We start from the raw sequence: 24,344 nt of genomic DNA on the forward strand, positions 1-24,344 counted from the left end.
AATGTCTGTTCAAAAAAATCGCATTGCTTTGACTGTGGGGGGCCTCTTGGCCTTTGCAGCGCTGATTGCTGGCTTATTTATCTCTCAACATATTACTTTTAAGAAGAAAATTAATGTTGATGCGTTTCACGGTACTTTGCTCGAAAAGCCTCGAGGAATTGAGCAATTTAGCTTAACAGGTATTGATAATAAATCATTTACTAACGTCAGTTTACAGGGACAATGGACCATCATTTTTTTCGGGTTTACCAATTGTGGTTATGTATGCCCAACCACTATGGCAGAATTAAATAAAATGTATCGTCTGCTTGAAGAAAACAAGATTAGTCCTTTACCTAAAGTGGTAATGGTTTCGGTTGATCCGCAAAGGGATAGTTTGGATAAATTAGATCATTATGTGAGAGCGTTTAATCCTCATTTTTATGGCGCGAGAGGCGATGAGGAAGTGGTAAGAAAAATGACCCGGGAAATGGGCATTGCTTATGCTAAAGTTGAGCTTCCTAATTCTCAAAATTCGGAGAATTATGATATGCAACATAGTGCTGCATTGATGTTGTTTAACCCGCAAGGTGAGCTCACCGCATTCTTTACCACCCCTCATCAAGCTGAGCTGCTGGCTAAAGATTATCAACTATTGGTTTCATAACCCCGGTCGTATTTCAAGCTAACCGTTAAAATGAAGTATTTACCCTTTCTCTTGGTTGCAAGTGAGAGGGTATCTAAAGGTTAAAAAAATAATCTTAAATTACGTGCTAGTCTTTACATAGAAAGAATAAAAATAAACAAAGGGAACCTAGATTCATGAAAATTGCTATATTGGCCACAAATCCGCAATTATATTCACATCAGCGATTAAAAATGGCTGGTGAGGAAGCAGGGCATGAGGTCAAGATAATTAATCCTCTTTACTGTTACATGAACATTGCTGCTTCTAATCCTAAAGTTCACTATCGTGGTGGCGAGCCTTTGCCAAAATTTGATGCGGTAATTCCCCGTATTGGTGCATCGATCACTTACTACGGTACTGCTCTTTTGAGGCATTTAGAGACAATGGGTATTTATACCCTAAATGAATCCATAGCCATTTCGCGTTCACGAGATAAATTCCGTTCTCTGCAATTGTTAGCTCGCAAAGGAATCCCTATGCCCCGAACGAGTTTTGCGCAGTCTCCTGATGATACGGAAGATCTAATTCGCATGGTGGGCGGTGCACCTTTAGTGATTAAGCTTTTAGAAGGAACGCAAGGAAAGGGGGTTATTTTGGCGGACAGCCAGCAATCGGCTGTGAGCATTATTAATGCATTCAAGGAAATGTCAGCGAATATCCTTGTGCAAGAATACATTGAAGAATCGCGAGGCACTGACATTCGCTGTTTTGTCATAGGGGATAAAGTGGTTGCAGCGATAAAACGGCAGGCAAAAGAAGGTGACTTTAGAGCGAATGTTCATCAAGGCGGTAAAGCAATAAAAGTGAAATTGTCTCCGGAAGAGCGAGCAATTGCGGTGAGTGCCGCGAAAACCATGGGCTTAAAAGTGGCTGGGGTTGATCTGATACGCTCTAACCACGGGCCTTTGGTCTTGGAAATTAATTCTTCACCTGGATTAGAAGGTATTGAAAAAGCCACACATGTCAATATTGCTGCTAAAATTATTCAATATATTGAAAAAAATGCTAAACCTAAAAATGCTAAACGACGGTTCCAAGGATGATTAAAAGGAAGTCAATTAAGATTGCTAATGAAACCATTAAAGCGGGCGAATCCCGTTGTGTTAAATTAGCACTGGCAATGCTCTATACTTCATCTTCTCTTGAGGTGCCTGTTTATGTTTTTCACGGCAAAAAGGAAGGCCCTGTTCTTTTTATCACAGCAGCAATTCATGGTGATGAAATTAATGGGGTAGAGATTATGCGTCGATTGCATCATTCTTCTTATATTAAACGTCTGCGAGGCACATTAATCACTATTCCTATCGTCAATGTGTATGGCTTGATGCTTCATTCGCGATATCTACCTGATCGACGCGACCTCAATCGTCAATTTCCTGGCTGTGATCATGGTTCCATGGCATCTAAACTGGCTAATTTAATCATGACGGAAATCGTAGAGCATTCTACTCATGGTATCGATCTACACACCGGTGCAATTCATCGTAGCAATTACCCCCAAGTGCGATTTAGTCATAAAAATGAGGAGTCAGGGAGAATGGCTGAAGCGTTTGCCACACCCATCTGTGTGCCTTCCAGTATTCGAGATGGCTCTTTACGTCATGCCACGGAGAATTTAAATATTCCAGTTATTGTTTATGAAGCAGGGGAAGCACTCCGCTTCGATGAATTTGCTATAAAGCTAGGGGTGCAAGGGATCCTGAGAGTAATGAATTTTTTAGGTATGCTATCTCCATCGTCTGGAAAGCATATTGCTAAAAAAAGAAGCTCCAGTGCAGTGGCAAAATCCACATTTTGGATCCGAGCTTCTACCAGTGGTATGGTAGTCGATAGTAAGCCTTTAGGCTATAAAGTGAGCAGAAACGAATTATTGTGTCACATTGTCGATCCGCTGGGGGACGACCGAGATACTATTTGTTGTCCTTATGAAGGGGTTATCATCGGTAAAACAAATATTCCCTTAGTGAATGAGGGCGATGCTTTATTCCATGTGGCTTTATTTGAAGATCTGGATGAATTAGAGTTGCCACTCACTGACAGTCCTGAGGAGTGGGACTAAGGGTTTTGCCCATTCTTTTCAGTTAGCCAATGTTTTGCTGTCTTTCCCGTAAGATACGAGGTTTTATTTTATTCAGCCCTGCTCTTCTTTTGACGCTGTTCGCTTTTTCCTACTAACCAATCAGGATTCACTTCAAATTCATTGGCAATCCGAGTGAGTAGGGTTTGATCGGGGAGGGTGATGCCACTAATGAAAGCCTCTGCTTTAAATTTGGGGATCTTGATCAATTTGGAAAAGACTTCAATACGCTCATCGTTGCGTGTTGGTACACCTATATTATCAAGCTCCTTATTAAGACGATCAGCAAATTGTTTGTTAGGCATACCCACCCCAATGTGAAATTTTTTATTATATGTTCTATAGCATAAATAAAAGGTTTTGCAATTAGGGCATGCTGACAATTCCACGGTTTTGTACGAAATGTTTTTGTGCATGATGCTCTATTATGCGTATGAGCCCATTCACCCAAAAGTCACTGTCATTCACGCAGGGTATTAGAGTGAGCTGTTCTCCTCCTAAAGCATGCCACTGTTCTTTAGCGCGAATACCGATTTCTTCGAGTGTTTCAAGGCAATCTGCAATGAATGAAGGGGAGGAAACGGCAAGGCGTTTAACCCCTTTTTCGATTAATTGGGGCAGAAGCTCGTCGGTATAAGGTTTGATCCAAGGAGTTTTTCCTAATCGTGACTGGAAGGCCATTCCGTATTGATTTTCCGATAAATTAAGCCTTTTTGCTAATTCGCGGGTTGTTTCATGACATTGTGCTTTGTAGCAAATTGGATTGGCTTTTTCGATAGGGCCACAATGAGGCATACAAATTTGTGAACATCCTAGACGAGCTAGATGGCGCTCGGGTACCCCGTGGTAGCTGAGCAATAAATAGTCATGATGTTTGATGTGGGGTTGAATGAGTGCCGCTTGTGCATCAATAAAGCCAGGATGGCGATAAAAGTCGCGAATAAAGGTTAATGGTATTTGAGATTTTTTATGGGCAGTAAGTTGCATCACTTTATCAATGGATGAGGCGGTTGTTGCCGAAGCATACTGCGGATAAAGTGGCAATACGATTAATTGTTCACAATCTTTAAGTTGCGCAAGTGCTTGAGCAATAGAGGGTGATCCATAACGCATCCCCAAGGCCACTTTCCAGTCATCCCTAAGGCGGTTTTGTAATTTACGCTGGAGATTTTGACCGTGAACCAATAGAGGAGAGCCCTCCTCTGTCCAAATTGCTTGATAGGCTTGAGCCGTTTGTTTCGGTCTAAACGGCAAAATCGCGCCGTAAACCAAAGCATATCGTGCCAAAGCGGGTAAATCGATGACCCGCTTATCGGTTAGAAATTCACGCAGGTATTTTCTAACCGCAGTTTTTTTGGGGCTGTGTGGGGTACCCAGGTTAATAAGCAATAAACCTTTCATTTTATCGATGTGCGTCTGGAAAATAATTAGAATGATATCATATGTCCCGAGAATAGAGGGTATTCATTGGGATAATGAAGTAAGCAGAACCTCAAAGTGCAAGGATTCTATGATATTGCAGCACCCATGAATCGATGTTTTGAGGTTTATCTGAGAATTGAGCGTATAGATACAAGCAATGAATACAATATGACCAATAGCCTTTTCAAAAGACTAATCTTCACTTAAGCATCAACTGATTCATTTATCGCAACGACATTAGAAGCGTGTAAACCGCGTTCACCTTTTTCAAGATCATAGGAAACTTGCTGTCCGGGAACTAATGTTTTGTACCCTGTTCCTTGAATAGCAGAAAAATGAACAAAAATATCTTCACCACCGCCTTCGGGCATAATAAACCCCCAACCCTTGGCGTTATTAAACCACTTGACTTCGCCTGTAGCCATGACTCCTCCTTTTGCTAAAGCTGATCAATCGTCAATCATTTCTGATTGAGCAATTGCATTCATCCTTAAATGACAATTGTAGAAAACCCATTTTTCGATGGGGTTATTTCAACATAACGTAAAATAGGTCTACGCCACAATAGTTTTTTAAAAAAATTGTGTAATTAAAATATAAAGTTGTCAAGAACCCCTTGTAGAAAGGATGTAATTAAGCTGCAGCTTTTAAGTTCTTCTCATTCTCGATCTCAAGCGCCCGCAGTGAGCCGTGGGAGCGGGATGTCGACTAAGAAAAACCGCAGCTTTAATCGCTCCCTTTAGAAAGCATGGGCGTTTCGGTAAATAACTTTGTTTTTGCCTGCTAAATTTAAGATAATGCACAGACAATTTTTGATTTGGATAGATTCATGACAATGACAGCACTGCTTGATGGATTAAACGAGAGGCAACGTGAAGCGGTGACCGCACCCTTAGGAAATACGTTAGTTTTAGCAGGGGCTGGCAGCGGTAAAACACGCGTGTTAGTTAGCCGAATCGCTTGGCTTATTGAACAGCAACACCTATCACCCCACGCTATTTTAGCTGTTACGTTTACTAACAAAGCGGCTGGTGAAATGAGAGCTCGTCTACATAACCTGCTTGAGACTCCCTTGCTTGGTCTGTGGGTAGGCACTTTTCATGGTTTATGTCATCGCTTACTGCGTCGACATTATAAAGACGCTCATTTACCTGAACAATTTCACATTCTCGATAGTGAAGATCAAGCGAGAGTGGTGAAACGTGTCATTGCATCACTCAATCTTGATGAGGATCAGTGGCCTGTAAAGCAAGCGCAAGCGTTTATTAACAGCAACAAAGATGAAGGATTACGCCCACAGCACGTTCATGTATTGCCTTATGGCCCTGGCCGCACGTTGGTCAGCATTTATAAAGCTTATGAGCAAGCTTGCCAAACTGCTGGCGTCATTGATTTTGCTGAGCTATTGTTGCGCACTCATGAGCTATTGCGTGACAATCCAGATATTTTGACTCACTATCGCCAGCGTTTTCAGGCCATTTTAGTGGATGAATTTCAAGACACCAATACTATTCAATACGCGTGGATTCGTCTATTAGCTGGGGAACGTACTTCAGTGATGGTTGTGGGAGACGATGATCAATCCATTTATGGTTGGCGAGGGGCTAAGGTGGAGAACATCCAGCAATTTTCTAATGATTTCAACAATACCCTGATCGTCCGATTAGAGCAAAACTACCGCTCTACCTCAACCATTTTGGATGCTGCGAATGCATTAATCACCAACAACCAATCACGTATGGGTAAAGCGTTGTGGACTGCAGGGGCTTCAGGCGAAAAAATTGTGGTTTATAGTGCGTTTAACGAGCTGGAGGAAGCACGTTTTGTGAGTGAGCGCATTGCAATGGAAATTAATCAAGGGCGTAATCCCGATGAGATTGCCATTTTATATCGGTCTAATGCTCAATCGCGCGTTTTGGAAGAAGCTTTGCTTCGAGCGGGTATTGCTTATCGCATTTATGGTGGCGTGCGCTTTTTTGAGCGAGCCGAAATAAAAGATACGCTCGCCTACTTGCGTCTTCTCGCTAATTCTGATGACGATACTGCATTCGAGCGGGTAGTGAATTTTCCAACCCGTGGGATTGGCGAAAAAACATTGGATGAACTGCGGCATTTAGCTAAAAATGAACAGATTTCATTATGGGCGGCCACGAAAACAATCTTGAAGGCCGAATTATTACCCCATCGAGCTGCCACAGCGTTAATGAAGTTCGTCACGCTCATTGAAAATTTGCAGCAACAAATCACTTATTTAGAGTTGGATGAGCAAATAAGTATAGTAATTGAGCAAAGTGGTTTATACGCTCATTTTGCCAAAATCAAAGGGGATAAATCGGAATCCCGATTGGATAACTTGCAGGAATTGGTGAATGCCGCCAAGCAATTTCGTTATGAGCAAGCACAGGAAAGCGAGCTGCCGCTACTCGTTGCTTTCTTAGCATACGCTTCTCTTGAAGCCGGTGAAATGCAAGCAGCAGAACATGAGCGCTATGTTCATCTCATGACACTTCACTCTGCTAAAGGCTTAGAATTCCCACTGGTGTTTTTAGTGGGGATGGAAGAAGGCGTGTTTCCTGGTAAGCAAATTGCGGACGAACCAGGTCGCCTGGAGGAGGAGCGTAGACTTTGTTATGTGGGAATGACCCGAGCAATGGAAAAATTAATTCTGTCTTATGCCGAAGTCCGACGTCAATTTGGCCGAGAAGAATACCATCGACCTTCGCGCTTTTTACGCGAATTGCCTTCGGAATTAGTCGAAGAAGTCCGGGTTAAAGCGCGTTTTCAAACACCTCTATCACAAAAAACTCAATCCTCCGCCGCCAATGAAGCAGGATTGAAACTTGGACAGGGTGTTAAGCATGCTAAATTTGGACAAGGTGTGATTTTAGCTGTTGAAGGTTCTGGAGCTCATACGCGCGTGCAGGTAAAGTTTGTTGAAGAGGGCGTGAAATGGTTAGTTCTTGCCTATGCCAATTTAACTGTTTTAGAAGACGATTGTGCCTCGTGTTGACCGCTAAATAATCTTCTCTAGAAAAACATTGAATTTAGTTTAAGCTGGTGCTACGTTTTGTGGGCAAATAATTTTGATTACTTATCGTTAAGGGGATTAGGTGTGAAATTTACAAATTTATTAACAGCGAGTGCATTAATTTCAGCCATGACGGTGCCTGTTGCACTTGCCGCGGATACTAACAATGACAATGCAATGCCTGCGGATCAAAAAAAACAAATTGAGCAAGTTATCCATGATTATTTAATTAATAATCCTGAAGTTTTACTTGAAGCTTCTCAAGCCTTACAGCAAAAACAACAACAAGCGATGCAAGTTCAGGCTCAGGCTGCTATTAAAGAAAACGCAAGCCAGTTATTCAATGATAATCTTGCTTTAGCCGGCAACTCCAAAGGCAATGTCACGCTGGTTGAGTTTTTTGATTATCAATGCATTCATTGCAAGAAAATGGCACCTGTTATTAGCAATTTAGTGAAACAAAATCCTAATCTACGCGTTGTTTATAAAGAGTTCCCCATTTTTGGTAAGAGCTCTGATTCAGCATCAAGAGCTGCTCTGGCAGCCGCAATGCAAGGCAAGTATTTGGCGATGCACGATGCTTTAATTAAGCAGGAAAATCGTTTAAATGATCAAATTATTATGGATACGGCGAAATCCCTAGGTCTAGATATGAAGAAATTTAAAGCAGATATGTCTAGCCAAACGGTCAGTGATGCGCTCGAGGCGAATCGCCAATTAGCAGAAAAGCTGCACTTAATGGGTACACCGGCCTTTATTATTGCTGGAACTTCAGATGGTAAGCTGAAAGAGGGAAGCTCACCCGCATTCATACCTGGTGCCGCAAGTGAAGAGTCTTTACAGGAATTAGTGAAGAAAGAAGGTGCAAATTCTTAATTTGTAGGTTGGGCCCTTGGCCCACTCCCATTTAATTAAGCTCTGAGCCACGACCATGAGGGAGCGATATAAATAGTCAGGGGCCCGGTGCGCCAGCATTGGGCTACCCCTGGCTAAAATTAATGGGGCAAGGCTCAACCTACTCCGATGTTCAATGACATCGAACCTGTTTCGCAGGAAGGTTGGCAATTGTGTTAACATAGTGCATCCTGATATGTTTTTTGACGAAATTTGAGGATTTTGAAATCCCTGTTCTACAGCTGTGTTCGTATTTTGAGATAAAAATGACAAAACCAACGACTTTTCAAGAGATTATCCTAGTGTTACAGCAATTTTGGGCTGCCCAAGGTTGCGTCATACTGCAACCTTTGGATATGGAAGTGGGCGCGGGAACATTTCATCCCGCGACTTTTCTACGCGCAATTGGACCAGAGCCTTGGTCTGCTGCTTATGTACAGCCTTCTAGAAGACCAACCGATGGGCGCTACGGTGAGAATCCTAATCGAGTACAGCATTATTATCAGTTTCAAGTGGTGCTAAAACCTTCACCGCTGGATATTCAAGACAAATACCTTGATTCATTACGCGCCTTAGGGGTTGACCCCTTGGCTGATGACATTCGTTTTGTGGAAGATAATTGGGAGTCACCGACTTTAGGGGCATGGGGTTTGGGTTGGGAGGTGTGGCAAAATGGGATGGAAATATCCCAATTTACTTATTTTCAGCAAGTAGGAGGACTTGTTTGCAAACCCATCACCGGTGAGTTAACTTACGGTCTTGAGCGAATTGCGATGTATGTTCTGGGCGTTGATAATTTATTCGATTTACCCTGGGCTTACACAGCCAATGGCTTAATCACTTACGGCGATGTTTTCCATCAAAATGAAGTGGAGATGTCAGCTTATAATTTTGAACATGCCAATGTGGATGTTTTATTTCAGCAGTTTGATTATTATGAAGCGGAAGCCCAAAAGTTAGTGGCTTTAAATCTTCCATTGCCAGCTTATGAAATGGTTATGAAAGCTTCTCACGCGTTCAACTTGCTGGATGCAAGACGAGCAATCTCGGTGACAGAACGACAACGGTTTATTTTAAGAGTGCGCCATCTATCGAGATCTGTAGCGCAAGCTTACTATGATGCGCGTGAAGCGCTCGGTTTTCCTATGCAGAAGGGTGTGTAATGGCAAACGATTTTTTATTTGAATTAGGTTGTGAAGAACTTCCCTCAGGCGCGGTTTGGCCATTGGCGGATGCATTGGCGACTCATTTACTCGCGGCTTTCGATAAAGCACAAATTCGTTATGGAGAAGTACGAAAATTTGCCACTCCAAGGCGCATCGCTGTATTAATCGATCAATTGCAAGAGGAACAACCAAGTCAGACAGTATCTCGTCGAGGACCTGCTTTAGCGGCGGCTTATGATGCTAATGGACAAGCAACTTCGGCCTTACTGGGTTTTGCGAAATCGTGTGGTGTTGGTGTTGAAAATTTGACAATTAGCAAAACAGAGAAAGGTGAATGGCTGATTCACGAAACAGTGACTCAGGGAGCAAAAACAAGAGACCTATTACCCGCCATGGTTAACCAAGCGTTAGCTCATTTACCTATTCCGAAGCCCATGCGCTGGGGAAGTGGTGATCATGAGTTCGCCCGCCCGGTTCACTGGGCGGTTTTGTTGTATGCCGACGAGGTGGTCGATTGTACTCTCTTAGGCGTGAGTGCGGGCTGTTATACTTATGGGCACCGATTTCATCACCCACAAGCGACTAAAATCGATAAAGCGAAAGATTATGAATCCTTATTGCGAGATGCTTATGTGATTGCCGATTTTAGTACGCGACGTGCTTTAATTATCTCTCAAGTAAAAGAGCTTGCTGCTCATTATAATGCCGAAGCAGTGATGCCTGATGAGTTAGTTGATGAAGTCACGTCTATTGTTGAATGGCCGCAGGCGCTATTGGCCAATTTTGAAGAGGATTTTTTAGAAGTACCACCGGAAGCGTTAATTGCGGCGATGCAGGCTCATCAAAAATGCTTCGCTATGAGAAATAGTTCAGGCCGATTGCTGCCTCATTTTATTACAGTCGCTAACATTAACAGCTCAAATCCTTCTCAAGTCTCTGCGGGCAATGAAAAAGTAATGCGAGCAAGATTAAGTGACGCTGCTTTCTTTTTTCGTCAAGATAAAAAATACCCATTAAGTCACCATATTCCGGCCACTGCGAAAGTTGTTTTCCAAGCCCAGTTAGGGAGTTTGCACGATAAAGCCGTTCGTCTTAAAGCACTGATGGAATTTTTGGCGGAACCGCTCGAGTTAGATAAACAACAAGCAGCTCGGGCAGCAGAACTCAGTAAATGCGACCTGATGACAGGGATGGTGGGTGAGTTCCCTGAGTTACAGGGACTGATGGGTTATTATTATGCCAAGCACGATGGAGAACCTGAGAAGGTCGCTATTGCTTTAAATGAGCAATACATGCCACGTTTCGCAGCGGATCAACTGCCTGGGTCCAAATTAGGATTAGCATTATCATTAGCAGACCGATTGGATACGCTAGTCGGTATTTTCGCGATTGGCCAAAAACCTTCTGGTGTGAAAGATCCTTTTAAATTGCGTCGCCATGCTTTAGCTGTAGTTCGTATATTAATGGCTATTCCTACTCAACTCAAATTAGTCGACTTAATCGCGCAAACGTTGCAAATTTATGGCAACACCTTACCCGCAGCGGAATCGTTAATTGCTAATGAACTAAAACCGTTTATCTTAGAGCGTATGCAGTCTTATTATCATGGGCATGGTTTAACCGCGGATTTGGTTTTGGCTGTACGTGCTCGGCAGGAAGATTGGCTTTATGATTTCGATAAACGCATCAATGCATTAGCTACTTTTATTAATTTGCCTGAAGCCGCGGTGTTGTCCGCAGCATGCAAACGTGTACACAATATATTGCTGCAGGCCGAACATTCTGAAGCGAAAGTTGAAGCGATTAACGAAGGCTTGCTTGAAGAGGGAGCAGAGAAGGCGCTTTTTGCTCATCTTAAAGCGATGGAGGACATGGTTAAACCCCTGTATGCAAAAGAAGACTATGGTAGAATTCTCACGCAATTGGCGAGTTTACGAGAGCCTGTGGATGCATTTTTTGAACATGTCATGGTAATGGTGGATGATCAAGCAGTTAAAAAAAATCGCCTCAATTTACTCACACGGTTACAAAAATTACTGCAGGGTGTGGCTGACATTTCTTTATTACAATTAAATTTATGAGTAGGATAGTGCTTTTAGACAGGGACGGTGTAATCAATCAAGACTCGCTGCATTACATCAAGTCTACCGAAGAATTCATCCCTATCCCGGGCAGTATTGAGGCCATCGCGCGTTTGACAAAAGCGGGCTACCGGATAGGGGTTGCAACCAATCAATCCGGTGTTTCCCGCGGGTATTATGATGAAGCGGAACTCGCTGCTATTCATGGCAAAATGCTTAACCTTGTGCATGAAGCAGGGGGGGAAATCGAAGCGATTGAATATTGTATTCACATGCCATACGAAAATTGTTTTTGCCGTAAACCACGACCAGGCATGCTTTTAGCGTTAGCAGACCGTTTGAATTGTTCTTTAACTGGGGTGCCCTTTATTGGGGATAGAGTTTCCGATATTCAAGCCGCTGAAGCGGCTGGAGCGACTCCTATGATGATTCTATCACCTATGACCGATCGAGTTGGATTGCAAGCTTATCTTCATGTTCCTGTTTTTAATTCACTTGCTCAATGTGTAGATCAGCTGTTGGCTAATCCATGAACGCATTAGCAATCGGCTATGAATCGGAAGCACTTTTCGCCAAAGCAACGCAATTGCAAGAGCAACTGCATCTCCCCATTGATAATCATGCACAGCAGCAGCTGCTTGTGACAGCAGATAGGTTAGAGCTGAAAATGGGGAATTTTGCTGCTTTATTTGCTGATTTTTCCAGTAAAACGTGGCAAAAGCGGCGGGATGCAGGCAAGAAACAAGGACTTGTTCGTGCTTGCAAACCAGGACCTGGTGTTAAGGTCATTGACTTGACGGCAGGTTGGGGACGGGACGCAGCAGTGCTTGCTAGTTTTGGTGCTGAAGTATTGATGCTTGAGCGCAATCCGGTGATGGCGGTTTTGCTTAGGGACGCTTTAGAACGCCAAGATGAGCACTCGAAAGAAGTGTTAAAGCTTAAGCTATGCCACGTTGATGCCCTGGATTATCTGCGGCATCTTGAAGAGAAAGACCATCCTGATGTGATCTATATTGATCCAATGCACCCACAGCGCAATAAGTCGGCATTGGTTAAGAAGGACATGCAGGCTTTGCAGCAGCTTATTGGTGCTGATTCCGATGTGCTTGAATTATTAGAGTTTGCTGTAACCAAAGTGCTAAAAAGGGTAGTAATCAAATGGCCACAACATTTGCCGCCACTTTTAAAACCAACGTCCAGTGTTTCCGGTAAAACAGTGCGGTTTGATAGCTATAATCCATTGTCATTTTCTGAAAATTAAGACGATCAGAAGTTCAATATCAATCCAAATAATTCCTGGCGGTAGCGGCTAATTGATAGATAATCATTAGCCCTTTTTATATAATACGACTTTTTTGATTGCTAAATAGAGGGAGTGCTATGGCAAAAAGGCAGGCACCGGTTAAATTGACTAACTTTCTACTCCAATTCTGGGCGTATATTGATAGGCTTCCAGACGAAGATTTAGGGCTATGGGGTAGAAAAGAAAATTTAACGGCTCTCTTTGATAATTTAAATTATATTTATCTAAAGAACCTTCTATCATTAAACGAACTTTATCAAATTTGTGACATCATTGAAGCCTCACTATCTACGGCTCCTGATAAGTCAAAAATAATTGATCAATTAAACGAATTTCAACAAAAAATTGACCTCAAAATTATCACGCAACAGCGATACAGAAATGGGCTAATAACATTGGGTATTGGGATGGAAGCTGCAGCTGTGCTTGCTCCTTTGACAGTTTTCTTTTTCGCTAACCCTCCGTTGGCCATTTTAGTTGTGTCTCTCGTTTGTTTAGTAGCAGGCCTTGCTCTTTTAGTCGCTTCCGTAAGACCTGAATGGAAGATGAATTATTATGCTCATTTTCACACTAATTTAGGGTTTTTTAGCCAGGATTTATTGAATGAGCAAAAACCAACAGAGGCTTGTGAGCGTGATGTGGATTCACCGGTAGATGAAGTAAATTCTTCCCCCATCCCTCAATGAAGGAGTAAGGGGAAAGGATAACTCAGTCAGGTAGAGTCCGGGTTAGGGATAGTGCTGGAGCGCTTACCTTTAATCAAAAGAAAATCTTTGGTTACGGTTACGCCTGTCTTTGCGCTAACTTAACGTATCAATCAGGGATTTTACCTAATATCCCTTGGTAAAATAATTTGTTACTCACCGAGATGCTACCCGAGAAGGGATAATCAAAACTTAATGCTAAAGCCAAATTAAAAGCGAGGCACATCGCAAAAAGGAAGATGGGAATATTTGAAATTAAATCGCTTCTTGCCCTAATAAGTCCAATGAATATTGTAAGAAAAATCGTACCTACAATAAGCGATTCAGAGATTTGTCTGGGGATGACACTGTCGAGTTTGTTAACTCTGCCTCTTCGGGCCTCGATAATATTATTCACATTTAAAATGGCTTGAGAATAGAAAAGGGTTTCATGAGGTGTTTGGGGTTTATAGTGTTGTAGTTCCCCGTACAATGTTTCCAAATTATTCCAAGAGGATTGATTTGTAGCCCCTTTTCTCATTGCTTTCCATTCATTAACTCTGACAGAAACAAGATAATTGCGAGCAGCATTAAAAATATTTACTCTATTTTCCTCAGGAAATTGTGAAATATTGTGAAAGAGCAAAGCAAGAGAATCCGCTTCTTTGGATGTCACATTTCTCGCTTCCATGAGGTAATTCCATGTATTGATGATCACGAAAGCAATTAAGATAAAAAAACCAGTGCTAAGAATATTGATCGAGGTGTGAACAAGAGCTCGATGTTTTTTATCGTTAGAGATAGAAATCAAATGGGTTGATAATCTTGAGGAAAAATAGCTCAAACTAGCAAATAGAACAATGCTAGCGATCATGAGCCACCAAAAAGGTATAGTATTAATCAATTCACGCAATATTTTGTCCTTATGTCTGATTTAATGGGTGCTAGGCTTGCTACATTCTTAGAAAATTCTTTTGTTGTTGCTTGGGAGCTCTCTTTCGTTGCTTCTTTATTTAGCATAGTTGTTTCTTTCTATCTTAAATTTAAGCGATAAAATAATCATTGGTAGAGCGAAAGTTTTGTCGTAGTGTATCAAGATTATAAAAGGTAAGGCAAAAATTCAATCTTGATAGGGTGTGACTTAAAGTGCGGGTTAAACACACTCATTTAGACGCTTTTTTGGGCGTAGTTAGGTAGCCCGGGTGTAGGCGTAGCCGTACCCAGGGCTTTCTTTTTTGATTTCCCGGGTTACGGCTACGCCTACACCCCGGGCTACCTACTTACTATTTATTGCACTCCTGCAGTGGATTGAGTTTCTGTTGATTTAGTTTTTGCAGAGATGGTTGTAGGTGATTTTGTTGATTTGGTACTCTTTGATTTAGATTTGCTCTTGCTTGAGGATTTAGAAGTACTGGTCGATTTAGATTTAGTCTTGCCAGAGGTGCTGGTTGATTTAGACTTGGTCTTGCCAGAGGTGCTGGTTGATTTAGACTTGGTCTTACCAGAGGTGCTGGTTGATTTAGACTTGGTCTTGCCAGAGGTGCTGGTTGATTTAGATTTGGTCTTACCAGAGGTGCTCGTTGATTTAGATTTGGTCTTACCAGAGGTGCTGGCTGATTTAGACTGGGTCGTGTCAGAAGTACTGGTTGATTTAGATTTGGTCGTGCCAGAGGTATTTGTGGATTTAGACGTACTCGTATCTCCACATGCACATGTCGGTGACGTGGTACCGTCGTTGCATTTTTGAAATCCTGCAGAAGAATTGCATCCCGCTACGCCGCCATGGTTTGCACAGCATCCCGCTTTAGCATAAGATTCATTCAGTAAGAAAATGAGTAAAAAGAGAATAAGAATGACTTGAGTAGCAATGTTAGTTTTTAGATAGGCATTTACAGGTTTCATGTATGGAATTCCTTATCCAGATATACAACTAATAAATATACCACGTTTAATCACTCAAGCAATAGATCTAATGATCCAAGGAAACTCTCTAATTTTTGAACATAAATCCCTTTCTTTTTGCCTATTTCTCGCGCTTTATGCGGTGTTGCATAAAGCGCGGAACGTCGATTTTTGGTTTTATATCCCTATAGATGCGTTTATCCTGTCTAATGATTACCCTCTCTTGGGTTTCTCCGCGCAATGATCTCTTTGTACAATAGTCGTTGTTTTTATTGCTCCTCGATTCCACCAACCGCCACCAAGCGCTTGATACAAGGCTGCTGTATCGACAAAGCGATTAGCTTGGTTTTGGATGAGAGTAATCAGTGCTTGTTGATAGGCTTGTTCAGCATTAAGTACTTCTAAGTAGCCTACTTCCCCGGCTTTCCATTGTTGTTGGGCAATCGAAAGGCTTCTGCGAGTAGCCTGAACGGCTTTTTGCGCTGCTCTTAGATTGGTCGCATCAAATTGAATCGCTTTTAGTGTATCAGCTACATCTTGAAATGCAGACAGAACAACACTGCGGTACTGCGCGTCGGCTTGTTTAAAGGCGGCAACTGCGGCACGTTGTTTATGTTTTAGCATGCCTGCTGCAAAGACAGTTTGAGCTACGTTTCCTGTTAAAGCATAGAAAAGTGTATTGGTATTAAATAGCATCTCTGGGGTCAACGCAGCTGAACCGCCTGTGGCGGTCAATACTATATTAGGAAAACGTTGGGCAATAGCCACACCAATCAGTGCACTGGCTGCATGAATTTGTGATTCCGCAGCACGAATATCAGGACGCTGTTCTACAAGAGCAGCAGGGACACTAAAAGGTAATTCGCTGGGTAAATGCAGTTTATTCAGATCAAATTTAAGTAATATTTCACTGGGAAAGTGTCCGCAAAGTACGCTAATTAAATGGTGTTGCTGAGCCAGTTGTTTTTGTAGGGGGGGAAGATTGGTTTCAAGTTGTGCTAAGGCCGCTTCTTGCGCGGCAACGCCTTCTAAGCCAATCTCTCCGGTGTTATGTTCAATACGCAATAATCGAAGCTGCTCCTTACCGATTGCAATACTGCGAAGAGTCGCTTGAATTTGGGCACGTAAGGACGCTTCTTGAACAACAGCCATCACAATATTCGTGGTAATGGTTAAAGCCAGCGCTTCTCGCTGAAAAACTTCACTCGCTACCTGTGCTTCTAATGATTCAACTTGACGTCGATTTAAGCCAAAGACATCAGGTACATAAGAAACAGTGAGTTGAGGAGTAATTAAAGTGTAAAAAAAGGAATTGGTCGAGACAACTGGCGTTAAAGTATGTGCTGTTTCTTGACGTGTCACATTCAAATTAGCATCAACTCGGGGCCAAAAAACAGCGCGCTGAGCTAAAGCGGTTTCCTGAGCAATGCGTAATCCGGCATCAGCTGCACGCAAATCGGGATTTGTGAGTAGTGCTTCCTTAATTAATTGATTAAGCGTTTCGGAGTGAAAAATTTCCCACCATTCAGCAGGGATGTCCTTATTAATAACGAAACATTGACTTTTTCCCGCTGTCGTTGGTGCTGAAGCGGTACGCAAAGGGATCGGTTGGTCAGTATAACGGTTTACAGCCGGCGGAGGAGGGCGTAAAAAATTAGGACCCAATTTGCACCCGCTGACGGACAGGGTAAGTAGGATAAATAAGCAGGAATTAAACCTTTTTACCCAAACGCTTATCATGGCTCTTTCTTCCCTTGTGAATTGGCTGCTTTTTTTGCTTTACGGGCCAGAAATCGTTCTTCAATTAAATAGTACAAACCAGGTAATAAAATGAGGGTGAGGGCTGTTGCTGTAATTAAGCCTCCAACAATAACTGTTGCTAAAGGGCGCTGTACATCACTACCAAGTCCATGTGCAGAAGCCGCAGGAATCATACCAATCGCGGCGACAGTCGCTGTCATTAACACTGGTCGCATGCGCTCCTTAGCCCCATGAACGACTGCTTCTTTTAAGCTGCTGATCTCTGGTTGTCGTTGCCAGCGGTTTAAATTAGCAATCATGATAATCGCATTAAGAACAGCTACCCCAAATAAAGCAATAAACCCGACTGCGCTGGATACATTGAAGGTCATTCCTCGTGCCAGAAGAGCAATTAAGCCGCCGACCATGGCCAAGGGAACCGCCGAAAGAATTAATCCGGGTTGGCGCAAATTGCCGAATTGGGAGAATAAAAGGACGAACATCAGTCCTAATAGCATTGGAATAATAATTGCGAGGCGTGCTTGAGCTCTACGTTGATTCTCTAATTGGCCACCCCAAGTGATTTGGTAACGGGTGTGGTCGTAATGAAGTTCATTTTCAAGCCGCTTTTGTGCTTCTTCAGTAAAAGAAGCTAAATCTCGTCCGCGAAGATTGAGGCGGACGGTGAGTTGACGTTTGTTCATTTCACGTGTGATCGTCGTTTGACCCTCAATGAATTTAATTTTCGCGAGCTGTGACAATGCAATTTGCGCACCGTTGCTTGCAGTGAGAAGAAGATTACCTATTGCTTGTGGATTACTTCTCGTACTGGGCATGAATCTCGCGGTGACATCATAACTGCGATCTTCAATATAAATTTTGGTAATGGGGTTCCCGCCTATGCCTGTCTGAATCACATCCATGATATCTGAGATATTAATTCCTAATCGCGCGATCGCTTTGCGGTCCACGTCGATACGAAATTCGGTCATAGGAGGCTCTTGATCGATAATCACATCCTTAGCTCCAGGCACTGATCTCAAAATCCGTACCGCAGAATTGGCAATTTTGCGTACACCAATAAGGTTATTACCAAAAATTTTTACCACTAAGTCACTGTGTGCACCCGCTACTTTATCCAATACCCCATCTATCATAGGCTGGGAAAAGGCTACATGGACTCCGGCTAATTCCATATACCGTTCAGAAAGATGCCTGATCAGATCTTGTTTAGTCCAGCCTGATTTCCAGGTGTTATAAGGATGTAGGGTAATTGCGCATTCAATGTGAGAGGGCGTAAATGGATCCGTTCCTTCGTCATTTCGTCCCACTTGAGAAATAACATGATCCACTTCCTTAAATTCTAAAGTGGCTGAACGGATTTCATTGGCCATTTCGGTTGCCCTTTCTAACGAAATACCTGGAGGCAAAGTGACCTGCAGCCAGATGGATCCTTCATCCAAGTAAGGTAAAAAATCACGGCCTATCCACATGCCAAAAAAAGTAACGAGTACTAGCGTCACTGCAAAAAGACTCACTACGAGCTTATTTCGACCGATTAATCGCCTTAATAAGGCTTCATAACGAGGCAACAACCAGTTGAGGGCTCTGTTTTTATATATTTTTATGGGATTATGATAAGCCCAATAAGCTAATCCTGGGATTAGTGTTAGCGCCACTAATAAGGCACCGATTAAGGCAAAACCCACCGCAAAAGCCATTGGTGAAAATAATTTGTATTCGATTTGCTGAAACGCGAAAAGCACGGAATAAGCGGTAATAATCACCAAAATACCAAAGAAAATAGGCTGAGTGACTTGTAGGCTGGATTTTAATACTTCTTCTTCGGTCAGTGTTGCCTCTTCATTGGCTTCACGGCGGCGTAAAATATTCTCCATGACCACTATAGCACCATCCACAATAATCCCAAAGTCAATGGCGCCCAGTGAGAGTAGATTGGCAGGGATATTGAAGTTATACATTAAAATAAAAGCAACTAAGAGTGAAATCGGAATCGTAATGGCAACGATGGCGGCAGCGCGTACACTTCCAAGAAAGAAGAGTAGGACAAGCGTGACCATCGTCATCCCATCAAATAGGGTTTTACCGACAGTATGCACGGTCGCATTCACCAGGTCACTGCGATTAAGATAGGGAACAACTTTGACATCTTTGGGTAAAATTTTTTCATTAAGTTCATTGATTGCATCTTGGACTCCTTTCATGACACGAGATGGATTTTCCTTTTTGAGTAATAATACGATGCCTTCAATCACGTCCGGATTATTATCTTTACCCACAATTCCATGACGCTGTTTATAACCCAGAGTCACTTTGCCTATGTCTTTTATAAAAACGGGTACGCCCTTGTCTTGTGTAACCTGGGTATTTGCAAAATCCTCTAAGCTGCGGATTAAACCGACACCACGCACGACAATACCCTGTTCGCCGCGGACCATTATACTTCCGCCGGCATTCGCATTGTTGTTATTAATCGCTTGAATGATTGTTCCAAGCGAAAGATGGTATTTGGCTAATTTAATAGGATCAAATTCAAGAAGAAATTGCGTAGTGACACCGCCAAAATTGGTGATATCGGTCACTCCAGGAACTTGCTTGAGTCTTGGAATTACTTTCCAAAATTGTAATTCAGATAATTCACGTAAAGTTCGTGTTTTTGAGTCTAAGGTGTAGCGATAGATTTCACCGATGGGCGAAGTTAACGCATCCAAACCAGGTTGTGCGCCATAAGGGAGATTGACGTTATTAATGCGTTCCAATAAACGTTGGCGTGACCAATAATCTTCGGAACCATCCTGGAAAACGACGGTAATTAGAGATAACCCAAAAGTACTTCGCGAGCGCATAATACTTATACCAGGTGTTCCCATAATTTCACGTTCTAAAGGAATGGTAATTTGCTGTTCAACCTCTTCAGCGGCAAGGCCATTAACCTGAGTGACGACTTGTGAGGTCGTAGGGGCAATATCAGGATAAGCCTCAAGCGGTATTTGTTTCCAGCAGTAATAGCCATAAAAGCAAATAAAGACAAAGACGAGAGCGACAATTCCACGCCGGTGAAAGCATTGCCTGACTATAGTTTCAACCATTGAGTATAATTCCCCCTTTGACCACAACTCGTTCGTTCGCCTTGAGCCCAGAAAGCACTTCAACTTTATCATTGAGTTGTGGACCAAGCTCGAGTAAACGAGGTTCAAATTGCCAGGGGGCGACTTCAACAAACACGATGCTATCAAATCCTCTTTGGATAACGGTGGTTAAAGGGAGAACGATCCGTTTATGCGGTTGGCTTAGGAAAATCGCTTTACCAAACATATTAGGTCTTAATAGTCCCAATTTATTTTCAAAGATCATGCTCACTTCGACGGTGCGGGTATTGGGATTGAGCATAGGGCTTATGTAATCAATTTTGGACCGAAAATGTTGTTGATAAGCGTCGATCACCACATCCACATCCTGTCCTACATAAAGGTGTTTTAGATCTTTCTCTTGGGCACTTGCATCAATATACACAGTCGATAAATTTGCTACTGTCATAATAGGTGCTGTGATGTCATTCCAATAGCTTCCTATCGCTGCATTTAATTCAGTGACTTGGCCAGAAATGGGGGAACGAACGGCCAGTACATTGTCTTTGATGTTCATGTTTTCGACTTTGAGTGCTTTCAATCGTGCATTAGCACGGAGTAATTCACTCATCGCTTGTTCGTAATCGCTTTGGGCTTGCTGTAGTTCACGCCGAGCATTGATGTTGGAAACACTTAATCGTTGTTGACGCTTAAGATTCGCCTCAGCAAAAGTTAAACTGGCTTTTGCTTTCTCTACATCGCTCAGTGCCTGAGCGAGATCAGCTGAATCGATAGTAAATAAAATATCTCCTGCCTGGACTGAATCGCCGAGGCGTTTATTGAGACTTACTATGCGTCCTGAAAGAGGAGGTTGCACTCTCGCAAGCTTAGCGGGATCAGCTTCAATAATGGCTGGGAGGGTAAAAGGCGTGATGACTAATTGCTCTACTACCGGTTTAATCACAATGAATCGACGCAGGGGAGATTCTGGAGGAATAACCAAGCGCCCACCGATGTGAAGTAAAGGAGAGGTATTCTTTATCGGTTTCGGTCCTGTGCTGTGAGTAAGGATGAACCAGAAGGCAAGCATCGCAACGAGAAGAGCTAAAAATCCCAAAAAAATGCGCCTTGCAAATAGAGATCTTGATATCAAGTAGATCTGCTCCCTCAATCCTTAGAATTTTAAAATCAATTTTATCTGGATTATTTAAGATAAATCAAATGAGAACAGCAATTAGGTAGAAATAAAAGTGCAGTTATCCTTTGTGGGGATATTGTCCTGAACGTAGTGAGGGATTTTGTTGGTGGGTTATTGCCAAGAGTCGGGAGGTCCTTCGCGTTGCTCAGGATGACGGTGGTGTTGTCGTCCTGAGCGTAGTGAGGGATCTCCCTGATGGAGTTACTGCCAAGAGTTGGGAGGCCCTTCGCGTTGCTCAGGATGACAGGGGTATTGTCGTCCCGAACGTAGTGAGGGATCTCCCTGATGGAGTTATTGCCAAGAGTCGGGAGGTCCTTCGCGTTGCTCAGGATGACAGTGAGTTGTGTTGTCGTCCCGAACGTAGCGAGGGATCTCCCTGATGGAGTCATTGCCAAGAGTTGGGAGGTCCTTCGCGTTGCTCAGGATGACAGGTTATTGTCGTCCCGAACGTAGTGAGGGATCTCCCTGATGGAGTTATTGCCAAGAGTTGGGAGGTCCTTCGCGTTGCTCAGGTTGACAGGGGTATTGTCGTCCCGAACGTAGTGAGGGATCTCCCTGATGGAGTTATTGCCAAGAGTTGGGAGGTCCTTCGCTTCGCTCAGGATGACAGTGAGTGGTATTGTCGTCCTGAGCGTAGTGAGGGATCTCCCTGATGGAGTTATTGTCAAGAGTTAGGAGGTCCTTCGCGTTGCTCAGGATGACGGTGGTGTTGTCGTCCCGAACGTAGTGAGGGATCTCCCTGATGGAGTTATTGCCAAGAGTCGGGAGGTCCTTCGCGTTGCTCAGGATGACAGGGGTATTGTCGTCCTGAGCGAAGCGAAGGATCTCCTTGGTGGGGTTATTGCCAAGAGTTGGGAGGTCCTTCGCGTTGCTCAGGATGACAGTATTTTGCTCAGTATGGGGAGCAGCTTAAGGGACTTGCGGATTAGCCGGAGCAGCTTGCTCTGCCGCTTCCTGCTCTTGTCGAAGTTTCTGCAGTTCGTTTTTCAAGTTAGCTTGATTAGCAGGATCCTTGAGTGCTACATCCCTATTCGCGGCTATTTTAATTGCTTTTTCCTGAGCAAATTTAAGCCGTTGAGGGTATTCTTTAAATAAATCAGTCTTCTCAGGTTTGCCTTTGTCATCATGCTTATATTTAGGGTCACCATTAACAAGAATAGTGATTTTTTTCGGATCAAAACCAGCTAAAATAGCAGATTCATACGCTTTGCGACCAATTTCTTCGGCGAGCTTAGGATCAGTGGAATTATTGACACGAATGGTGATTGATTCGCATCCACGCGCTTTCATCTCTTCGGCCATGCTAGTGATAGTCTCATAGACATCCGCGTCAGTTTGGAACCATCGTCCGAACTGTGTATTAAGAGAACCATCTTCACCCGCCTGAAGCGTTTTACCTGTTAGTGTGATATGAGTTTGTAAATCTTTGGGATTTACATTTTTGAGCCTTGCGGATCCTTTGTTACCTGTTTCAATAGACAGGTTTTCACCATGCTGATTTGCGTTTGAGTGAAGGGCGTCAATCTCTTTCTTTACTTTATCCGAGACGCCACGCCTTTGTCCCAGAAAACTAATTCGATACCATTCTTGCTCAGCCCGTTTAAAGAGGGTATTGGAATTATCTTGTAATGATTTTTCAAATTTCTTCAGTTCTTCATTTTGGGATTTAGCCAGTTCTGACATCATTTCAGTTTTAATGGAATTGAGTTGAGCATCACTACAGCTGAGGCTCATTTTCATTTCATTCCGAAATGCATCATCCTGAAAAAGATTGTCTAGGTTATCTTTTTCTTGTTTTTGTTGTGCTTTTATTGCGCTTACAGCAGTATTTTTGGCTTCTAATAAATAAGAAGCTGCGTCACAAAGAGTGTATTTTCCAGATCGCAGGAGAGTATTTAAATTAGCCAAGTTAGTGTTGAATGTTTTTCTTGCCGCTTTATATGGATCGGACTCCTCAAGTGCAGTTTCGATTTTAACTTTGGCTAGAGGCGCCTCTCTGGGGTCAGTTGCTTTTAATTTTTCAGCAATGGTTCCGCCACCGGGTGCTTTAATTTTAGCAAAACCGTCAACGCCTTTTACACGATTTGCCTCGAAATCATTAAAATTGTTAGTACTGGGTAAGCCGCCGCTATCATTCAGGCTGCGTATGTAGTAGTTATAAACTCTCTTTTTTTCAACCGTACTTTCTGCTTCAAGGTCTTTTTTAACGTCAAGATCCGCCATGTTTCACCTGCTAAATGAGTTTGCGCGCATACAGCATATAAAAAGTATAACATTAAATGCTTAACTGATGCTTAAGCTTGGCAATTACCAAGCGGGTATTGCTGAATCTCCAAAAAGAGCTTTCGCCTTCTGGCTTACTTCGGGTGAATTCATTGCTTTAACAAATTCTTCCAATTGCGGTTTTTTAGCACTATTACGTCGAATCACAATTAAATTGGCATAAGGTGAATCCTTACCTTCGATAAAAATGGCATCGCGTGAAGGGCTTAAGCCCGCTGGAATAGCAAACGTGGTGTTGATGACTGCGGCATCAACGTCGTCTAAAACTCGAGGGAGCTGTGCGGCATCGAGTTCTTTAATGGCGAGGTGTTTAGGATTATTGGTAATATCAGCCACAGTAACCATACTTGCATTTTTTAAGCTGATTAAGCCAGCCTTTTGCAATAGTAGCAGAGCCCGCGTTTCATTGCTGGGGTCATTGGGTATTGCAACAGTGCCGCGCTCGGGTAATTGAGCGAGCGATTTGATTTTATGGGAATAAATTCCTGCGGGATAAACAAACGTTTTGCCGATGGGTTCTAGGTTATAACCATGCGCTTTAATAGAGGCTTGTAAATAAGGTAAATGCTGATAAACGTTAGCATCTAAGCTGCCGTCTTGGAGCGCTTCATTCGGTAAATTGTAATCGTTAAATTCAACAATTTTTATGGTTAAACCATACTGTTTTTGCGCGACCTCTTTTGCTACTTCCACTAAATCAGTCTCGGGACCTGCAATAGTCCCTATCGTCAACGTATTCGGAGAAGGCTTGTTGCAAGCGACTAAACTGATTAACAATATAAAAACACTGAAAATACGCATTAAAAATCTC

The 24,344-nt window shown here is 42.8% G+C and carries 21 protein-coding genes; 12 read left to right on the forward strand and 9 right to left on the reverse strand.

Annotated features, from left to right (window positions below; all coding sequences use genetic code 11):
- Window position 1: 1 nt before the first annotated feature.
- From B5D33_RS00120 to B5D33_RS00130, 3 genes are all read left to right on the forward strand, one after another.
- Complete coding sequence (locus B5D33_RS00120) at window positions 2-646, forward strand: SCO family protein (RefSeq protein WP_058450916.1); 645 nt, start codon at window positions 2-4, stop codon at window positions 644-646.
- A 155-nt stretch (window positions 647-801) separates the two neighbouring features.
- Window positions 802-1,710, forward strand: a complete 909-nt coding sequence (gene rimK, locus B5D33_RS00125; protein ID WP_058450917.1) for a 30S ribosomal protein S6--L-glutamate ligase — start codon at window positions 802-804, stop codon at window positions 1,708-1,710.
- The gene (locus tag B5D33_RS00130; RefSeq protein WP_234802412.1) at window positions 1,707-2,726 is read left to right on the forward strand and encodes a succinylglutamate desuccinylase/aspartoacylase family protein; all 1,020 of its coding nucleotides are present in this window, start codon (window positions 1,707-1,709) and stop codon (window positions 2,724-2,726) included. Before rimK ends, B5D33_RS00130 begins: the two co-directional genes overlap by 4 nt.
- 68 nt (window positions 2,727-2,794) lie before the next feature.
- Here B5D33_RS00130 and B5D33_RS00135 read toward each other — a convergent pair whose 3' ends face one another.
- The 3 genes from B5D33_RS00135 to B5D33_RS00145 form a co-directional block, all read right to left on the reverse strand.
- Window positions 2,795-3,049 carry a hypothetical protein gene (locus B5D33_RS00135; protein WP_058450918.1) on the reverse strand — a complete coding sequence of 85 codons (255 nt, stop codon included), beginning with the start codon at window positions 3,047-3,049 and terminating at the stop codon, window positions 2,795-2,797.
- Between the two features lie 61 nt (window positions 3,050-3,110).
- Window positions 3,111-4,145, reverse strand: coding sequence for a ferrochelatase (gene hemH, locus B5D33_RS00140; protein ID WP_058450919.1), 1,035 nt, complete (start codon window positions 4,143-4,145; stop codon window positions 3,111-3,113).
- Between the two features lie 224 nt (window positions 4,146-4,369).
- The gene (locus B5D33_RS00145) at window positions 4,370-4,591 is read right to left on the reverse strand and encodes a cold-shock protein (protein ID WP_058450920.1); all 222 of its coding nucleotides are present in this window, start codon (window positions 4,589-4,591) and stop codon (window positions 4,370-4,372) included.
- A gap of 404 nt (window positions 4,592-4,995) precedes the next feature.
- On the opposite strand from B5D33_RS00145, the gene uvrD reads away from it, so the two are divergent.
- The 7 genes from uvrD (at window position 4,996) to B5D33_RS00180 (ending at window position 13,324) form a co-directional block, all read left to right on the forward strand.
- Window positions 4,996-7,176 (forward strand): DNA helicase II, encoded by a 2,181-nt coding sequence (uvrD, locus tag B5D33_RS00150; RefSeq protein WP_058450921.1) that lies wholly within the window; start codon window positions 4,996-4,998, stop codon window positions 7,174-7,176.
- A 102-nt stretch (window positions 7,177-7,278) separates the two neighbouring features.
- On the forward strand, window positions 7,279-8,070 hold the full coding sequence (locus B5D33_RS00155) for a DsbA family protein (protein WP_058450922.1): 792 nt from the start codon (window positions 7,279-7,281) through the stop codon (window positions 8,068-8,070).
- A 284-nt stretch (window positions 8,071-8,354) separates the two neighbouring features.
- Window positions 8,355-9,251 carry a glycine--tRNA ligase subunit alpha gene (gene glyQ, locus B5D33_RS00160; protein ID WP_058450923.1) on the forward strand — a complete coding sequence of 299 codons (897 nt, stop codon included), beginning with the start codon at window positions 8,355-8,357 and terminating at the stop codon, window positions 9,249-9,251.
- The gene (gene glyS / locus B5D33_RS00165) at window positions 9,251-11,335 is read left to right on the forward strand and encodes a glycine--tRNA ligase subunit beta (RefSeq protein WP_058450924.1); all 2,085 of its coding nucleotides are present in this window, start codon (window positions 9,251-9,253) and stop codon (window positions 11,333-11,335) included. Before glyQ ends, glyS begins: the two co-directional genes overlap by 1 nt.
- Window positions 11,332-11,868, forward strand: coding sequence for a D-glycero-beta-D-manno-heptose 1,7-bisphosphate 7-phosphatase (gene gmhB / locus B5D33_RS00170; RefSeq protein WP_058450925.1), 537 nt, complete (start codon window positions 11,332-11,334; stop codon window positions 11,866-11,868). Before glyS ends, gmhB begins: the two co-directional genes overlap by 4 nt.
- Window positions 11,865-12,596 carry a class I SAM-dependent methyltransferase gene (locus B5D33_RS00175; RefSeq protein ID WP_058450926.1) on the forward strand — a complete coding sequence of 244 codons (732 nt, stop codon included), beginning with the start codon at window positions 11,865-11,867 and terminating at the stop codon, window positions 12,594-12,596. Before gmhB ends, B5D33_RS00175 begins: the two co-directional genes overlap by 4 nt.
- A 119-nt stretch (window positions 12,597-12,715) precedes the next feature.
- The gene (locus B5D33_RS00180) at window positions 12,716-13,324 is read left to right on the forward strand and encodes a hypothetical protein (protein WP_058450927.1); all 609 of its coding nucleotides are present in this window, start codon (window positions 12,716-12,718) and stop codon (window positions 13,322-13,324) included.
- Window positions 13,325-13,451: 127 nt separating this feature from the next.
- Here B5D33_RS00180 and B5D33_RS00185 read toward each other — a convergent pair whose 3' ends face one another.
- The gene (locus tag B5D33_RS00185; protein WP_058450928.1) at window positions 13,452-14,234 is read right to left on the reverse strand and encodes a bestrophin-like domain; all 783 of its coding nucleotides are present in this window, start codon (window positions 14,232-14,234) and stop codon (window positions 13,452-13,454) included.
- Between the two features lie 426 nt (window positions 14,235-14,660).
- Here B5D33_RS00185 and B5D33_RS00190 point away from each other — a divergent pair, with 426 nt between their 5' ends.
- A complete protein-coding gene (locus B5D33_RS00190) occupies window positions 14,661-15,068 on the forward strand; it encodes a hypothetical protein (protein ID WP_058450929.1) in 408 nt (135 codons plus the stop codon).
- A 368-nt stretch (window positions 15,069-15,436) separates the two neighbouring features.
- Here B5D33_RS00190 and B5D33_RS00195 read toward each other — a convergent pair whose 3' ends face one another.
- Genes B5D33_RS00195 through B5D33_RS00205 form a run of 3 tightly spaced genes read right to left on the reverse strand, consistent with a single transcriptional unit; the run spans window position 15,437 to window position 21,169 of the window.
- Entirely contained in the window at window positions 15,437-16,963 is a 1,527-nt protein-coding gene (locus B5D33_RS00195) for an efflux transporter outer membrane subunit (protein WP_058450930.1), read from the reverse strand.
- Entirely contained in the window at window positions 16,960-20,073 is a 3,114-nt protein-coding gene (locus tag B5D33_RS00200; protein WP_058450931.1) for an efflux RND transporter permease subunit, read from the reverse strand. The genes B5D33_RS00195 and B5D33_RS00200 overlap by 4 nt, the downstream gene beginning before the upstream one ends.
- On the reverse strand, window positions 20,066-21,169 hold the full coding sequence (locus B5D33_RS00205) for an efflux RND transporter periplasmic adaptor subunit (RefSeq protein WP_234802414.1): 1,104 nt from the start codon (window positions 21,167-21,169) through the stop codon (window positions 20,066-20,068). Before B5D33_RS00205 ends, B5D33_RS00200 begins: the two co-directional genes overlap by 8 nt.
- Window positions 21,170-21,315: 146 nt before the next feature.
- Between B5D33_RS00205 and B5D33_RS00210 the strand changes: the two genes are divergently transcribed.
- Entirely contained in the window at window positions 21,316-21,630 is a 315-nt protein-coding gene (locus B5D33_RS00210; RefSeq protein WP_078767270.1) for a hypothetical protein, read from the forward strand.
- Between the two features lie 529 nt (window positions 21,631-22,159).
- Here B5D33_RS00210 and B5D33_RS00220 read toward each other — a convergent pair.
- Complete coding sequence (locus tag B5D33_RS00220) at window positions 22,160-23,473, reverse strand: hypothetical protein (protein WP_058451529.1); 1,314 nt, start codon at window positions 23,471-23,473, stop codon at window positions 22,160-22,162.
- Between the two features lie 84 nt (window positions 23,474-23,557).
- Window positions 23,558-24,334: a MetQ/NlpA family ABC transporter substrate-binding protein gene (locus B5D33_RS00225; RefSeq protein WP_058451530.1), complete on the reverse strand. Its 777-nt coding sequence runs from the start codon at window positions 24,332-24,334 to the stop codon at window positions 23,558-23,560.
- Window positions 24,335-24,344 lie beyond the last annotated feature (10 nt).

Source organism: Legionella maceachernii (genome assembly GCF_900167045.1).
GTDB lineage: Bacteria > Pseudomonadota > Gammaproteobacteria > Legionellales > Legionellaceae > Tatlockia > Tatlockia maceachernii.